Annotated in this window: 14 protein-coding genes; 4 read left to right on the top strand and 10 right to left on the bottom strand. The window is 68.1% G+C overall.

Annotated features, from left to right (window positions below; genetic code table 11):
- Positions 1 to 22 precede the first annotated feature (22 nt).
- Entirely contained in the window at positions 23 to 1756 is a 1734-nt protein-coding gene (gene araD / locus ACYBYQ_RS18215; protein WP_459615831.1) for an L-arabinonate dehydratase, read from the bottom strand.
- A gap of 104 nt (positions 1757 to 1860) precedes the next feature.
- Here araD and ACYBYQ_RS18210 point away from each other — a divergent pair, with 104 nt between their 5' ends.
- The gene (locus ACYBYQ_RS18210) at positions 1861 to 2562 is read left to right on the top strand and encodes a GntR family transcriptional regulator (RefSeq protein ID WP_459615830.1); all 702 of its coding nucleotides are present in this window, start codon (positions 1861 to 1863) and stop codon (positions 2560 to 2562) included.
- A 51-nt stretch (positions 2563 to 2613) separates the two neighbouring features.
- On the opposite strand, the gene ACYBYQ_RS18205 is transcribed toward ACYBYQ_RS18210, so the two are convergent.
- Positions 2614 to 3954, bottom strand: coding sequence for a lactonase family protein (locus ACYBYQ_RS18205; RefSeq protein ID WP_459615829.1), 1341 nt, complete (start codon positions 3952 to 3954; stop codon positions 2614 to 2616).
- A gap of 131 nt (positions 3955 to 4085) precedes the next feature.
- Here ACYBYQ_RS18205 and ACYBYQ_RS18200 point away from each other — a divergent pair, with 131 nt between their 5' ends.
- A complete protein-coding gene (locus ACYBYQ_RS18200; RefSeq protein ID WP_459615828.1) occupies positions 4086 to 4967 on the top strand; it encodes a LysR family transcriptional regulator in 882 nt (293 codons plus the stop codon).
- An 8-nt stretch (positions 4968 to 4975) separates the two neighbouring features.
- Here the strand turns inward: ACYBYQ_RS18200 and ACYBYQ_RS18195 are convergent, their stop codons facing one another.
- The 4 genes from ACYBYQ_RS18195 to ACYBYQ_RS18180 form a co-directional block, all read right to left on the bottom strand.
- Complete coding sequence (locus ACYBYQ_RS18195) at positions 4976 to 5596, bottom strand: glutathione S-transferase family protein (protein WP_459615827.1); 621 nt, start codon at positions 5594 to 5596, stop codon at positions 4976 to 4978.
- A gap of 18 nt (positions 5597 to 5614) precedes the next feature.
- A complete protein-coding gene (ampD, locus tag ACYBYQ_RS18190; protein WP_459615826.1) occupies positions 5615 to 6196 on the bottom strand; it encodes a 1,6-anhydro-N-acetylmuramyl-L-alanine amidase AmpD in 582 nt (193 codons plus the stop codon).
- A gap of 91 nt (positions 6197 to 6287) precedes the next feature.
- Positions 6288 to 6551, bottom strand: a complete 264-nt coding sequence (locus ACYBYQ_RS18185) for a PP0621 family protein (RefSeq protein WP_459615825.1) — start codon at positions 6549 to 6551, stop codon at positions 6288 to 6290.
- Between the two features lies 1 nt (position 6552).
- A complete protein-coding gene (locus tag ACYBYQ_RS18180) occupies positions 6553 to 7398 on the bottom strand; it encodes a cytochrome C assembly family protein (RefSeq protein ID WP_459615824.1) in 846 nt (281 codons plus the stop codon).
- Positions 7399 to 7483: 85 nt separating this feature from the next.
- Here ACYBYQ_RS18180 and ffh point away from each other — a divergent pair, with 85 nt between their 5' ends.
- The gene (gene ffh / locus ACYBYQ_RS18175; protein WP_459615823.1) at positions 7484 to 8887 is read left to right on the top strand and encodes a signal recognition particle protein; all 1404 of its coding nucleotides are present in this window, start codon (positions 7484 to 7486) and stop codon (positions 8885 to 8887) included.
- A gap of 53 nt (positions 8888 to 8940) precedes the next feature.
- Positions 8941 to 9681, top strand: coding sequence for a transporter substrate-binding domain-containing protein (locus ACYBYQ_RS18170; protein ID WP_459615822.1), 741 nt, complete (start codon positions 8941 to 8943; stop codon positions 9679 to 9681).
- A gap of 256 nt (positions 9682 to 9937) precedes the next feature.
- On the opposite strand, the gene ACYBYQ_RS18165 is transcribed toward ACYBYQ_RS18170, so the two are convergent.
- From ACYBYQ_RS18165 to hisC, 4 genes are read right to left on the bottom strand one after another with little or no spacing between them, the layout of a single operon-like run.
- Positions 9938 to 10621, bottom strand: coding sequence for a maleate cis-trans isomerase family protein (locus ACYBYQ_RS18165; protein ID WP_459615821.1), 684 nt, complete (start codon positions 10619 to 10621; stop codon positions 9938 to 9940).
- A 17-nt stretch (positions 10622 to 10638) separates the two neighbouring features.
- Positions 10639 to 12261, bottom strand: coding sequence for a hydantoinase B/oxoprolinase family protein (locus tag ACYBYQ_RS18160; RefSeq protein WP_459615820.1), 1623 nt, complete (start codon positions 12259 to 12261; stop codon positions 10639 to 10641).
- A 6-nt stretch (positions 12262 to 12267) separates the two neighbouring features.
- On the bottom strand, positions 12268 to 14343 hold the full coding sequence (locus tag ACYBYQ_RS18155; RefSeq protein WP_459615819.1) for a hydantoinase/oxoprolinase family protein: 2076 nt from the start codon (positions 14341 to 14343) through the stop codon (positions 12268 to 12270).
- Between the two features lie 11 nt (positions 14344 to 14354).
- Positions 14355 to 15470, bottom strand: a complete 1116-nt coding sequence (gene hisC / locus ACYBYQ_RS18150) for a histidinol-phosphate transaminase (protein WP_459615818.1) — start codon at positions 15468 to 15470, stop codon at positions 14355 to 14357.
- Positions 15471 to 15562 lie beyond the last annotated feature (92 nt).

The raw sequence follows: 15562 nt of genomic DNA, 5'->3' as shown, positions 1-15562 counted from the left end.
ATGGGGCCGCGGGCAGTGGGGTTCAGAAGATGTCGGGCTCGGGCACGGGGGCGCCGAAGCCGGTTTCCAGGAAGTCGAAGTCGCAGCCGTCGTTGGCCTGCAGGATGTGGCGCGCGTACATCCAGCCGTAGCCGCGCTCGAAGCGCCTGGGCGGCGGCGTCCAGGCGGCGCGGCGCGCGGCCAGTTCCGCGTCGCTGACGTTGAGGTGGATGCGGCGCGCGGGCACGTCCACGGTGATCAGGTCGCCGGTGCGCACCAGCGCCAGCGGCCCGCCCACATAGGCCTCGGGCGCGGCGTGCAGGATGCAGGCGCCGTAGCTGGTGCCGCTCATGCGGGCGTCGGACAGGCGCAGCATGTCGCGCACGCCCTGCTTCACCAGCTTGGCGGGGATAGGCAGCATGCCCCATTCCGGCATGCCCGGGCCGCCCTGCGGGCCGGCATTGCGCAGGATGAGGATGTGGTCGGCGGTCACGTCGAGGTTCTCGTCCTCGACGGCGGCCTTCATGCTGGGATAGTCGTCGAACACCAGGGCCGGGCCGGTATGCTGCAGATACTGCGGCGCGCAGGCGCTGGGCTTGATCACGCAGCCATCGGGCGCGATGTTGCCGCGCAGGACCGCCAGCGCACCCTCCTTGTAGATGGGGTTGTCCAGCGGCCGGATCACGTCGTCGTCATACACCTCGGCGCCGGCCAGGTTCTCGCCCAGCGTCCTGCCGTTGATGGTGGCGGCGGAGAGGTCCAGGTGCGCAGGCGCCAGGCGCGACATCAGGCCGGGCAGGCCGCCGGCGTAGTAGAAGTCTTCCATCAGGTATTTGTCGCCGCTGGGCCGGATGTTGGCGATGACGGGCACCTCGCGGCTGGCCGCGTCGAAGTCGTCGAGCCCCACGGCGCAGCCCGCGCGGCGCGACATGGCCACCAGGTGCACGATGGCGTTGGTGGAACAGCCCATGGCCATGGCCACGTTGATGGCGTTGCGGAACGAGGCCGGCGACAGCACCCTGGAAGGCGTCAGGTCTTCCCACACCATCTCCACCGCGCGGCGGCCGCACTCGGCCGACATGCGCATGTGGTTGACGTCGGCCGCCGGGATCGACGAGGCGCCGGGCAGCGTCATGCCCATGGCTTCGGCGATGGCCGTCATGGTGCTGGCCGTGCCCATGGTCATGCAGTGGCCGTGGCTGCGCGCGATGCCGGCCTCCACCTCGACCCACTGCGCCTGGCTGATGTTGCCGGCGCGGCGCTCGTCCCAGAGCTTCCAGGCGTCGGAGCCCGAGCCCAGCACCTTGCCCTTCCAGTTGCCGCGCAGCATGGGGCCCGCGGGCAGGTACACGCAGGGCAGGTTGGCGCTGATCGCGCCCATGATGAGGCCCGGCGTGCTTTTGTCGCAGCCGCCCATGAGGACCGCGCCGTCGACCGGATGGCTGCGCAGCAGCTCTTCGGTTTCCATGGCCAGGAAGTTGCGGTAGAGCATCGTCGTGGGCTTGACGAAGGACTCCGACACCGAGATGGCGGGCAGCTCCACCGGAAAGCCCCCGGCCTGCAGCACGCCGCGCTTGACGTCTTCGACGCGGTCCTTGAAGTGGGCGTGGCAGGGGTTGAGGTCGGACCAGGTGTTGATGATGGCGATGACCGGGCGGCCGGCCCAGTCCTGCGGGCCGTAGCCCATCTGCATCATGCGCGAGCGATGGCCGAATGAGCGCAGGTCGTCGTGGGCCATCCAGCGGGCGCTGCGCAGGTCTTGGTAGGTGCGTGTCATCTCAGGAAGTCCGGGAAAGTCGGGCGATTAAAACACTAATATATTAGTACGTCAATGTGAGGGCGGCCCGGTACAATCGCCTCGTTTCCGCTGTTTTTCCGCCTATGCCCGTGCTGGATGCCCTGCCCATCGACTTGCGCCTGGACCGCTCGCGCCACGCTGCGCCGCAGGTTTTCGAGAAACTGCGCGAGCTGATCGTGTCGCTGGAGCTCAAGCCCGGCACGGTGCTGTCGCGCGGGGAGCTGGCCGAGGCCTTCGGCCTGAGCCAGACGCCCATCCGCGACGCGCTCAGCCAGCTGCGCGACGAGGGGCTGGTGGATATCTTCCCCCAGCACACCACGGAAGTCAGCCGCATCGACGTGGCCGCGGCCCGGCAGGCCCATTTCCTGCGGCGCTCTCTGGAGCTCGAGATCGTGCGCGAGCTGGCCGGGCGCGACGATCCCGGGCTCGTCGAGCGGCTGCAGGCCCACATCGACGTGCAGCGCGCCAACCGGGGCGCCGACCGCTATCACCGCTTCCTGGACGCCGACCGGGCCTTCCACCGCGAGATGCACGAGGCCGCGGGGGTGGGCGGCCTCTGGCAGCTGGAGCAGCGCTACAGCGGCCATGTCGACCGCCTGCGCCGGCTGCACCTGCCCGAGTCGGGCAAGGCGGAGCGCATCCTCAACGACCACCAGCGCATCGTCGAGGCGATTGCCCGGCGCGATGCCGCGGCCGCCCAGGACGCGCTGCGCGCGCACCTGTCGGGCACGCTCAGCCAGGTCGACGAGATCTGCGAGCGCTATCCCGACTACGTCCGGCCGTAGCCAGGCGGCCGGGCGCCGCGCCCCGGGCCGCGCCGGGCTGGCCTGGGTGGGTCATCGTGCTCCCGCCACGACGACATGGTGCACGCCGTGCGGCATGGGCAGGCGACCGCGCCGCTCCAGCGCAGGCCGGCCATCGCGCTCCACGACACGAAAAACCTCCAGCCCGGCGCTCAGGCCGGGGCCGGCGTCCAGATGGCCCTCGAACACCGTCACCAGCAGGTGCCTGCCGTCCAGGTCGAAGCTGCCGCCCTCAGGCAGGACGCCTTCGAAGGGGTATTCGCCTAGCGGTTCCAGCCGGCCTTGCCCTGGCTCGAAACGCAGCAGGGTCACCGACGCGTCGCGCGTGAAGCGGGGAGAGTCCGGCGGAAAAGCGGTGGTCCGCATGTTGATGGTGGCAACCAGGCGGCCGTCCGGGCTGATGGCCAAGCCTTCTGCCGAGTTGCCGGTCGTTGCGGTATCGACGACCGCATGCCTGGGCGGCGTCGTATCCTGGTCCAGTCGTATGACGCTGATCGTGGAAGGAGCTTGCGGAATGCGGCCATCCAGCGTGGTCGCGCTGAAATCGCGCCCCCAGTTCGAGGTGAGGTAATGCCGGCCGTCAGGCGTGAAGCGACCGACGAATGGGTCGGGGCCCGTGGCGACGGGCGCGCCCCACGGCGATAGTCGCAGCTGGCCGTTGTCGTCGTCGAGCTGGAAGAACGCCACGCGGTTCTGGGTGTTGAGGTTGACGGCAAGGTAGCGCCCGGAGGGATGCCATTGCACATTGGTGGCGGTCACGCCCCGGCGCGGCGTATCGGCCTGGCCCGCGATGCCCAGCATGGACAGGTCGACGCGCGCGAGCAGCCTGGGCGTGCGTGCGCTCGCGTCGATGATCTGCAGGTAGGCGGCCTCTGGCGTGTTGGACACCACCGCCAGCCGGCGGTCGTCCGGGCTCAGGGCCACGCTTTCCGGAAAGCGGGCAAGGGCCAGCGTACCCGCCAGCGTGGGGGCCGACGGATCGGAGAGATCGATCGCATGCAGTGCGTCTCCGGGCGGCAGCTGCGCGACCCGCGTGGCGCCCGCGGGGCGCTGGCCCAGGCGCTCGACCACGTAGGCGCGGCGGCCATCGCGGGACACGGCCAGGACCTCCGGCGCGGCGGTCACCGAGTTGGACACCGGCAGCTGTGCGGTTGTGTAGCCGTCCCCGGTGCGCGACATCACGGTGAGCACGTCGCGATATCCGGCCTGCTCGGGGGCCAGCGTGCCGTCGGCATAGCTGCGGGCGACGAAATCGCCATCGGATACGGTGGCGATGAGGGGGGCGGCAACACCGCGCAGCAGGCGGACGTCCGGGGGCGCGGCATGCGAGGTCATGCCCAGGGGAAGCAGCAGCAGAAACAATGCATTGCGCATGATGGGCTCCTGGTGAAGCCCTGCCGGGAGCGGCAAGGTCGGCGATGATCCTAGGCCGCTTGCTGATTCCTATCCAATTCGAAATAGCCAGTCTGTGATAATGAAATCTTATCAATAGCCGGGAGGCCGCGATGGACTTGCGTGCCCTGCAGTGCTTCATTGCCGTGGCGGACACCTTGCATTTCCGGCGCGCGGCCGAGCGCGTGCATCTCACCCAGCCCGCCCTGAGCCAGCGCATCCGGGCCCTGGAGGATGCGCTGGGCGTGGCCTTGTTCGAACGGGACCGGCGGCGTGTGGCGCTTACCGCCGCGGGCCAGGCCTTCCTGGGGCCAGCCCGGGCATCGGTGGCGCAGGCCGAACTGGCGCGGCGCCAGGCGCAGCAGGCCGCGCGTGGCGAACTGGGCCGCCTGCGCCTGGGATTCACCGTCATTGCCTTCTACAGCGCGTTGCCGCGTGCCGTGCGGCAATTCCGCGAACGCTATCCGGGGGTGCAGGTCGACCTGCTGGAAATGAATTCTCCGGCCGTCGAGCAGGCCTTGTCGCGCGGCGAGATCGACCTGGGTGTGTTGCATCCGCCGGTGGCGGAGCCGGATCTGGTCTGCCATCCATTGCCGGATTCGCGGCTGGTTCTGGCCCTGCCCGCCGGGCATCCGCTGGCGCGCCGCAAGGTGATACCGGTGCAGGCCCTGGCCGGCCAGCCTTTGCTGATCGCGCCCCGGCAGGTGGGCCCTTCGATCTATGACCGGGTCATCGGCATGTTCCAGACGCATGGCTTCAGCCCGGATATTGTCCAGGAAGTGATGCCCATGACGGTACTGGTGGGGCTGGTTGCCACCGGGGCGGGCATCGGTTTCGTCACCGAAGGCATTGCCGCGGCCACGCGGCCCGGCGTGGTGTTTCGTCCCGTGCGGCCGGAGCCGCCGCGCCTGCCGCTGGCCATGGCATGGCGCGCGCCCGCACTCACTCGCGCCGGCGAGCTTTTCGTGGCGCAGGTCGAGCGCGCGATGCGCTGAGGCGCGGCCTACTTCAGCGGCAGCGTCAACACCCCTTGCGTGGCCGGGCGCATCATCAGGCGGCGGTACCAGGCCGACAGCGCCGGCGTGGCGGGGCGCTCCATGGGCATGCCCAGCCAGCGGTGGGCGGCGCAGCCCAGCGCGATGTCGCCCATGCCGAACTGCGAGCCCGCGACGAATTCCTTGCCTTGCAGCGCCTGCTCGAGGACCAGCGCGAGGCCGTTGGCGCGTCGGGCGGAATCCTGGATGGCGCGCGGATCGCGCTGCGCCTCGGGCGTGCGGACCAGCCCCAGGAAGGCAGCCGCCATGCCGGGCTGCCATTCGGTGGCCTGCCAGTCCATCCAGCGGTCGGCATCGCCGCGCAGGCAGGGGTCGGCAGGCCAGAGGCTGCCCTGGCCGTAGCGGGCCGCCAGGTAGCGCACGATGGCATTGGACTCCCACAGCACGAAGCCGCCGTCGTCGATCACCGGTATCTTGCGATTGGGATTCAGGCGACCGAAGTCGGGCGTGTCCAGCCCGCCGAACTCGCCGCCGGCCTGCACCAGCGTATGGGGCAGGGCCAGTTCGCGCACGGCCCACAGCACCTTCTGCACGTTGACGGAACTCGGGCGTCCCCAGATCTTGAGCATGTCGCGTCCTTGCGGGATTCAGCGCGGCGGCAGGGCGCGCCGCAGGAAGCCGCTTTCGCGGCCGAAGCGGGCCCAGTGGAAGGCCGGGCCGGGGTCGGTCTTGCGCCCCGGTGCAATGTGCTGGTGGCCGCGCACGTGGGCCAGCGGATAGCGGGCGCGCAGCACGCGCGCGAGCCTGGCCAGCACCTGGTACTGCCTGTCGGTGTAGGGCACGGTGTCGGCCCCTTCGAGTTCGATGCCGATGGAGTAGTCGTTGCAGCGCTCGCGACCCTCGAACTGCGATACGCCGGCATGCCAGGCGCGCGCCTCGGTGGACGCGAACTGCAGGATGCGGCCATCGCGGCGGATGAAGAAGTGGGCCGACACGCGCAGGCCGCGCAGCCGTTCCAGCCACGGGTGGGCGCCGTAGTCGAGGCGATTGAGGAAGAGGTCGGCGACGCAGGGGCCTTCGAAGCGGCCGGGAGGCAGGCTGATGTTGTGCAGCACCAGCAGCGACACCTGGGTTCCGGGAGGCCGCTGGTCTACGTTGGGCGAAGGCAGCAGCCCGGCCGCAGGGCCGGGCACCAGCCAGCCGTGACGATCGAGATGCAGTTGTTGCATGAGCGACTCTGGCTTTGTGTGTCCAACCGGCATTATGCCGGGTGCCGCCCGCGATGCAAAAACGCCTACGGCGATTCCGCGTTGACAGGCCCTAGCCGGCCGGGCGCCCCAGCCTGGCGTGCTCGGCATTGCACCAGGTCTGGCCCTGCTGCAGCAGGGCCTCCGAGCGCGGCAGGTGTATGCCGCAGTGGGCGCAGCGCACCATGGCCTCGGCCGGCACGCCGCTCTTGCCGGGCGGCGCCGCGCGGGGGCGCGGCGGCGGTTCGGCGCGGCGCCGGGCCGCCTGCGCGTTGATCAGGCGCATGGCCAACATGGCGGCCAGCACGATGAGGATCCACAACAGCAATTTACCCACATCAACCTCGGTGCAGGATGACTTCCAGGACGAACCGGCTGCCGGTATAGGCCAGGATGAGGAAGGCGAAGCCCGTGAGCGTCCAGCGCAGCGCCACGCGCCCGCGCCAGCCCCGGATGTGGCGCCCCAGGAGCAGGACGCCGAAAGTGATCCACGACAGCAGCGTGAATACGGTCTTGTGGTCGAAAGGCAGCACCAGCCCGGTGAGCGCCAGCGACGCGACCGAGCCCGAGCCCACCGCCAGCGTCAGCACCACGAAGCCCACCCAGATCAGGCGGAACAGCAGCTGTTCCTGCACCAGCAGCGGCGGCTGTGCATCCAGCACGCGGCTCACGATGCTGCGCTCGGCGGGCGCCTCGAGCGGGCGGTGCAGGTGGCGGTCGAGCAGCGCCATCAGCACGGCCTGCAGCGCCGCGATGGTGATGAGGCCGTAGGCCGCCAGCGCCAGCACGAGGTGCACCCGCAGCACGGCGTCGTCGGCATGCGGCACCACGATGCCCTGGGGAAACAGCGCAGCCACCGCGCTGGCGAGCATGCCGGCGGGCACCAGCAGCAGTTGCAGGCCGTCCAGCCGCACCAGCAGGCTTTCCAGCCAGAACACCACCAGGCCCAGCCAGACCGCCGCCGACAGGGCCAGGGCCCAGCCCACGAAGAGCTGGCCGCCGCCCAGCATGGCGGCATACAACCCGGCACCGTGCAGCACCAGCGCGCCCAGCAGGCAACCGCGGGCAAGCCGGCCGGTATGCTCGACGCTGCGCTCGCCTGCCTGCAAGCGGCGCCACAGCCCGGCGCCCAGCACGGCGTAAGCCAGGGCGGCCACGGCGTGAAATACAATGCCTGGTGACATAGAAACCGTCGTCTGGATGGCCCGGGGCGCGTTCTGCCCTCCGGGGCCTTGATTCAGCCGACTAGTGTAAGCGGAAACGCCTCTCATGCTCGATAACCTCACCCAACGACTGTCGCGTGTCGTCAAGACGCTGCGTGGCGAAGCCCGCCTCACCGAGGCCAATACGCAGGAGATGCTGCGCGAAGTGCGCATGGCCCTGCTCGAGGCCGACGTCTCGCTGCCCGTGGTGCGCGATTTCGTCGCCCGGGTGAAGGAAAAGGCCCTGGGCGAGGAAGTGGCGGGCAGCCTCAGCCCCGGCCAGGCGCTGGTGGGCGTGGTGCACAAGGAACTCACCAGCCTCATGGGCGGAGACCTTGGCCCCAACGCCGGCGAGCTCTCGCTGGCGGTGCAGCCGCCGGCCGTCATCCTCATGGCCGGCCTGCAGGGGGCCGGCAAGACCACCACCACCGGCAAGCTCGCGCGCTGGCTCGCCGAAGGGCAGCACAGCCAGGGCGGCCGCAAGAGCGGCCGCAAGAAGGTGCTGGTGGTCAGCGCCGACGTCTATCGCCCCGCCGCCATCGAGCAGCTCAAGACCGTCGCGGCCCAGGCCGGCGTGGATTTCCTGCCCTCCGATCCCAGCCAGAAGCCCGAGGACATCGCGCGCAATGCGGTGGAGCACGCGCGCCGCCACCACTACGACGTGCTCATCGTCGACACGGCCGGCCGCCTGGGCATCGACGAAGCCATGATGCGCGAGATCCGCGCACTGCACGACCTGGTCAGGCCGGTGGAAACGCTGTTCGTGGTCGACGCCATGCAGGGCCAGGATGCCGTCAATACCGCACGCGCCTTTGCCGAGGCGCTGCCGCTCACGGGCGTGGTGCTCACCAAGCTCGACGGCGATGCGCGCGGCGGCGCGGCCCTGTCGGTGCGCCACGTCACCGGCAAGCCGCTGAAGTTCGTCGGCGTCTCCGAGAAGCTCGACGGGCTGGAGCCCTTCCACCCCGAACGCATGGCCCAGCGCGTGCTGGGCATGGGCGACATCGTGTCGCTGGTGGAGCAGGCACAGAAGAACATCGACATTGCCGATGCCCAGAAGCTGGCGGCCAAGATCAAGTCCGGCAACAAGTTCGACCTGAACGATTTCCGCGAGCAGCTCGGCCAGGTCAAGAAGCTGGGCGACATGGGCTCGCTGCTGGAGAAGCTGCCGGCGCAGTTCCAGCAGGCGGCCGGCCAGATCCAGAGCGGCCAGGCCGAGAAGCAATTGCGGCGCACCGAGGGCATCCTCAACTCCATGACCCCGGCCGAGCGCGCCAAGCCTGAACTCATCAAGGCCTCGCGCAAGCGGCGCATCGCCACCGGCGCCGGCGTTCCGGTGCAGGAAGTCAACCGCCTGTTGAATCAGTTCGAGCAGATGCAGGGCATGATGAAGCAGATGAAGAAGGGCGGCATGGCCAAGATGATGCGCGCCATGGGCGGTATGAAAGGCCTGGGACGCTTCGGCCGCTGAGCCGTATGCCGGCGGCGGTCCGCCGGCCTGTTGAACGCACTGGAGGCAGGCGCATGGACCCCGTTATCGAGCAGGCCTTTGCCGCGGGCGGCGCCGTGCGCGCCGCCATCAACCTGGGCAATCCCATCCTGGCCGGACGCGACCCCGCAAGCGGCGAGGCCGCCGGCGTCTCGGTGGACCTGGCGCGGGCCTTTGCCGACAGCCTGGGCGTGCCGCTGGATCTGGTGGTTTTCGACGCCGCCGGCAAGTCGGTGGAGGCCGTCACGCAGGGGCGCGCCGACATTGGCTTCTTCGCCGTGGACCCGGTGCGCGGCGCCGGCATCTCGTTCATGGCGCCCTATGTGCTGATCGAAGGCGCCTACCTGGTGAGGCGGGACTCGCCGCTGCAGCGCAATGACGAAGTCGACCGCCCCGGCACGCGCGTGGCGGTCGGCAAGGGCAGCGCCTACGATCTGCATCTCACGCGCGAGCTCAAGCACGCGCAGATCCTGCGCGCGCCCGCATCGCCCGCCGTGGTGGCCGCCTTCCTGGAGCAAGGGCTGGAGGTTGCCGCCGGCGTGCGCCAGCAGCTGGAGGCCGATGCGCGCCGCCAGCCGGGCCTGCGCCTGCTGCCGGGCCGCTTCATGGTGGTCCAGCAGGCCATGGGCTGCCCCAAGTCGTTCCCGCCCGCCGCCGTCCGGTTCCTGGCGGATTTCGTCGAGCGCATGAAGGCAGAGGGTTTCGTGGCCCAGGCCCTGGCGCGCCACGGCATACAGGGCGCGTCGGTCGCGCCGGGCCTTGCCGGAAGCAGATAAGCAGGGCAAGGGCACGCCATCGGCGTGCGCCCAAAAAGGCGGCCAGATGGGGCATCTGGCCGAGTTGATCGACACGGGCGGGGATGGCCCGCATCGATACACGCCGTCCAGCGCTGCGCGGCTGTCCGGCCTGTGGGGTGGCGGCGTGTGCCGCGTTCGATGCAGAAATTATGGGCGCCGCGTGGCCGGGTCGGCAAAGCACAAGGTGTAACGGTGTGCATGGTCTTTTGGCAGCACGCGGCGTTACGGCCTGTGCTTACGCGGGCTGGTAAGCCAGCAATGCGTCGATCATCGCACCATTGCTGGTCACCACGGGGACGCCGAAAGCATCCTGCAAGGATTGCTGTGCTTCCACGGCGCGGAAATTCGTGCACGACACGAAGAGACCGTCGAACTCATGGCCTGCCAGCTTGCTCTTGGCAAAGGAAACGATGTCTTCCGGAGTGGGATCTGCCAGTGCGACGTTGTCAGTGATGCCCATGCCGTAGGCGCAGACCACTTCGCGGTCGCCGCTGGCAGCCTTGGCTACGGATTGGGTGAGGTCGTCGTTGTAGGGTGTGATCACCGCCAGCTTGCGCGCATTCTGTTTTTTCAGTGCGGTCGCCACTGCCGATATGACGCCCATGCCGGGGCAGCCGGCGCGTTCGCCCAATTCGCGGCAGATTCGTGCGTCATACTCCAACCCAAATAGCGATCCGGCGGATGTGCAACCGAAGACCAGCACGTCCGGATTGGCAGTGCCGAGATCGGAGGCCGCTTGCGGAGCGTATCGTTCGATCATTTCGATCTCCTTGTCGCGTGTGGTCTCGACCAGGTACATCCGATCCGTATGCACGGTATAGCGGTCCTTGGGAAGCGCCGCATGCAGGTCGTTCTCCATGACGCGATTCGAGGACGGAACCAGCAGGGCAACGCGGATCCGGGGGTCTGCTCTCTTCATGACTGCTCCTTGTCTGTTTACAGCGATTCGTTCGACGGCTTTCCCCAGCCGCCGCCGCCAGCAGTGACCATCTCCAGCCGGTCACCCTTGTTGAGCCGGTGAGGGCCGCTCTTGGATTCCAGTTCCTGGGCGCCGCCTGCGGTATGCAGGCGGAACATCGCGAGAGCGCCCGGGCTTCCCCCGAAAACTCCGGCCGCCGCTGTACGTGTCCGCTCGCCCAACACCGAGGCACGTACGTCATCGGTGAGAATTTCGATAGTTTTGCGCACGCCGTCGCCGCCGGCATGGAGGCCGTTGCCACCGCTCCCGCGGACGATCTCGTAATTGACGAATCGCACGGGCAGCTGCGCTTCCATGCTCTCGATGGGCAGGTTCATCGTGTTGCCCATGTGGGTGCGCAGCCCGCTTGCCCCTCGATGCTTCGCCGAACCGCCCATGCCGCCGCCTATGGTCTCGTAGTGCACGAAGGGGCGCTTGCGCTCCGGATCGAAACCGCCCATGGTATATACGCATGCCGATCCATAGCTGCCCGCGCTTACGCGGGTCGGGTACGCTTTGGCCAGCGCGCCCAGCAGGATGTCAGCGAGACGGTTGGCCGTTTCAGTATTGGCTGCCACGACTGGGAACGGGTACGTGGCGTTGACAATGCTGCCCGGTTCGGCCACGACATTGATACCGGCGTACACCCCAGAATTTGGGGCGATGGTGCCGCCCAGGAAACTCAGGACCGTGTAGTAGACAGCCGACGCGGTGACAGGCAACGGGGCATTGATCGGGCCCGGCACGCACGGCGAGGAGCCGCTGAAGTCGAAGGTCAATTCAGAGCCTGTCTTGCGGATAGTGACCTTGATCAGCGGTGCGATGCCGGGGGTGATGCCGTCGCCGTCCAGGCACTCTTCATGGCTGACTTCCGCGTCTGGCAGCGCGCCCAGCGCGGCGTCGACCAGGCGGCGGCTGTAGCGTTGTGTGTCGGCCATGATCTCGGTAACCGTGGCGGCGCCGTACCGTTCGCAAAGCTGCAGCACACGTTCGGTGGCGCGGGCATGGCCGGCAAGAGCAGCCTGGAAATCACCCTTGCGGTCAGACGGTACGCGTACATTCGCAAGGATCAGCCGCAGCACATCTTCGCGGATCTCACCGCGATCGATGATTTTGATAGGTGGAACGCGCAGGCCTTCCTTGATGATCTCGTCGCACACGCTGGAACTGCCGGCCGCGATGCCGCCCACGTCCGGCCAATGGATACGGCTCAACGCGAAGCCGACGTGCACACCCTGCGAGAAGATCGGCGTGAGCAGCGACATGTCCGGCAAGTGCGTGCCGCCCTCGTAGGGGTCGTTGAGCAGCACACCGTCGCCTTCCTGCCACGTGGCGGCGGGGTAGCGGGCAAGTGCTGCGAGGCCGGTGAAGCGGGCAGCCCCCAGGTGCACGGGGATGTCCACACCTTGCGCGATGACGTTGCACTGCGCATCCAGCAGTGCGCACGACAGGTCCGCCGACAGGCTGAGCAAAGGCGAGAACGATGTGCGCATGATCACGCTCTTCATTTCGCCGCAGATAGCGTACAGCGCGCTCTTGACCACTTCGAACGTGACAGGGTCGCGCTCGAGGATGGAGGCAGGTTGCTTGGTGGTGTCCATAAGGTGTCAGGCTCCCTCGATACGGAATACGACGCCGCCGTCGGCGCCTACCGTTGCGGTCTGTCCCGCCGGCACCCACACGGTCGAACCGGCATGGTCCACCAGCAGCGGGCCGCGCAGCGTGGCGCCGCGGCATTCGGCGCTGCGGTAGACGGGGATGGTCTGTACGCCGCCGTCGGCGTCCAGGTAGGTCCGGGTCTGGTAGGGCGTGCCCGCGCCCAAGGCGGGCTCCTCGCGGAAGGCGCTGCCGGCTGTCGCCTTGATCGGCAGTTCTGCTACCAGGTGCACGGTCACGAGTTCGACGGCCGAGTCAGCCAGGTCGAATCCGAACTCGGCCTGGTAGGCCGTCCGGAAGCGGCGCTCGATCTCGTCGGCGTCGGGCAGTGGGTCTTCCTGCTTGCCGAGCGGCACGCGTAGTTCGGAGAGCTGCCCGGCGAAGCGCAGGTCGGCATGGCGATGCAGCGAGGCGGTACCGGCGCCGCTGGTCTCGCGCTCGAGAAGCTGCGCGGCCTTGGACGCCAGCCCCTCGAAGGCGGTGGCCAGCGCCTCGATACGGAGTCCGCTCAACGGACGCAACAGGGTTGTAGAAAGGTCGTGGCGGATCTCGCCAAGCATCGCGCCCAGCGCCGAGAAAATGCCGGGGTAGGGCGGAACGACGACTTCCTTCACGCCTACTTCGGCGCCTACGGTGGCCGCATGCAGCGGGCCGGCGCCGCCGGAGGCGACGATGGAGAACGAGCGCGGATCCAGGCCGCGGCGGACGGTGGCCAGCCGTACCATCTCGGTCATGTTGGCTACCGCGATGGCGATGATGGCGTGCGCGGCCCGCGCCACCGTCCAGCCCATCGGGTCGGCGATGTGCGTCTTGATGGCCTCGAGGGCCAGCTCGCGCGAAAACGTCACGCCCGATCCCTCGAACGTCTCGGCGCTGAGCGTTCCGATCACGGCGTGCGCGTCGGTGACGGTGGGACGCTTGCCGCCACGGCTATAGCAGGCTGGTCCGGGATCGGCGCCAGCGCTCTCCGGGCCCACCTTGGGCACCCCGCCATCGTCGATCCACGCGATGCTGCCGCCCCCCGCGCCGACCTCGATGATGTCGAGCACTGCGCTGCGGATGGGATAACCCCCCACGTCGAGGCCATTGACGAGGTGGTCGGCATGGAACTCGTCGGTGACCTTGGGCTGGTAGTCCTGCACCACGCCGGCCTTGGCCGTGGTGCCTCCCATGTCAAAAGCGATGACATTGCGCCGGTCAGTGGCGCGCGCGTAGGCCGTCGTGGCGATCATGCCCGCCGCCGGGCCTGACTCGATCAGGTGCACCGGATAGCGTTGCGCGTTGTCCGGCGCGGTGAGGCCGCCGTTGGATTTGACGATCATCAGGTCGGCGATGCCCATCTCGGCGGCGGCGGTCGCCAGCCGACGGATGTAGCGTCCGACGGCCGGCCCGATGTACGCATTGACTACAGTCGTACTGGTGCGTTCGTATTCGCGAAACTCGGGGCAGACGTCATGCGACGCCGTGACGAAGCTGTCCGGGAACGCGCGCAGCACCGCCGCTACGACGGCCTGCTCGTGGGCACTGTTCGCGTAGGCGTGCAGGCAGGAAATGGCAAAGGCGTCCGCGCCGCTCTCGCGCATCCGCGCAATCAGTTGATCCACGTTGGCGAGCGGCCTGACGACGTTGCCCTGCGCGTCCATGCGCTCGGTTGCGCCGAAGCGCTGGGCCGTCGGAACCAGCGGTTCCGAAACCCGCACGGACAGGTCGTAGAGTGTGGGCCGGTTCTGCCGTCGCAGCTCGATCACGTCGGTGAAGCCCTCGGTGGTTACCAGCGCGACCTTGCTGCCCTTGCGCTCGATCAGCGTGTTGGTGCCCACCGTGGTGCCATGGCATACCGTGGCGCCGGCGATGTCGTGCTCCTCGGCGATGCGCTCGAGCGCGGCGATCACCGCGACAGCCGGGTCAGCGGGGGTGGACGGCAGCTTGAAGGCGGTCAGGATGCGGCCGGCCCGCGGATCCAGCGCGATGGCATCGGTGAAGGTTCCCCCCACGTCGATGCCGATCACGATTGCTTGCTTTGCCATTGCTTATTTCCTCACTGTGCGCGGATCTCTGACAGGGCCCACAGGAAGCGGTCCATGTGGCGCTTCAGGTTCACGTCGACGCGCAGGTACTTGTCTCCCAGGCCGATGATGTCGTTACCGTCCTTCACGATCACGCCGCGCTTGAGCAGTTCGTTGAACACATGCGTGGCGCCGAGGTCGGGATCCAGGATCTGGGTGAGGAAGAAGTTCGAACGCGAGCCGGGCACCATGCGGAAACTGGTCGATTTTGCCAGTTCGGCTTCGACGTAGGCCCGGTTTTCCACCACGGTCTTCACGGCGCGTTGCACGTGCTCGTCGTCGTTGATGGCCGCCACGCCGCCCGCGATCTGCATCTGGCCCATGTTCCAGGTGGGCTTGATGCGGCGCAGTGGGTCGATCAGGCGCGTGTTGGCCGAGATCCCGAAGCCGATGCGCAGGCCGGCCAGCCCGAAGGCCTTCGAGAAGGTGCGCAGCACGATCAGGTTGGGATATTCCCGCAGCAGGTGCATGCCGCCTTCGGTCTCGCTGTAGTGGATGTAGGCCTCGTCCAGCACCACCAGCGTGGCTTCGTCGGCAGCTTCGCACACGCGGCGGATATCGGCCTCCTCGAGCAGGCGGCCGCAGGGATTGTGCGGGCTGGTCAGGAAGGCGATGCGTGGACGCTCGGCCAGCAGCTTCAGGTACTCGTCCATCAGGAACTCGAAGTCGGGGCCCATGGGCGCGTACAGCGGACGGCGGCCCTCGCAATTCGAGTAGATGCGATATAGGGGGAAGCACGGCTTGTGCATCAACACCGTGTCGTCGGGGCCGGCGAACGCCCGGATGACCATCGAGATGACTTCAGTTTCGCCCGAACCGCAGACCACGCCGTCGGGCTCGAAGCCGTATTTCTCGGCGATGGCGGTGCGCAACGCGCGCGCAGTCCAGTCCGGGTAGATGTCGAGGCGGGACTCCGCTTCCTTCACGGCTTCCATCGCCTTGGGCGAGGCGCCGTGCGGGTTTTCGGCCGAGCCGAGTTTCGCGATGTCCGATCGCGCGATGCCGTATTTTTCCGCGACGTAGTCGGCCGGGAGTCCGGGGACATACAGTTCGCCGTTCACCAATTCCTGGTTGCTGGGCCTGACCATCTCATGCTCCTTGGTAATAAAACTAGTTCAATATGGAGACTAAAGAGTACAGTTTTGATGGTCAACTAGTATTTTTGAATAGGCTTGCAATT

This window comes from Bordetella sp. 2513F2 (assembly GCF_054642735.1).
The sequence above is the reverse complement of the archived record's forward strand: the minus strand, read 5'-3'. Positions and strand labels throughout refer to the sequence as shown.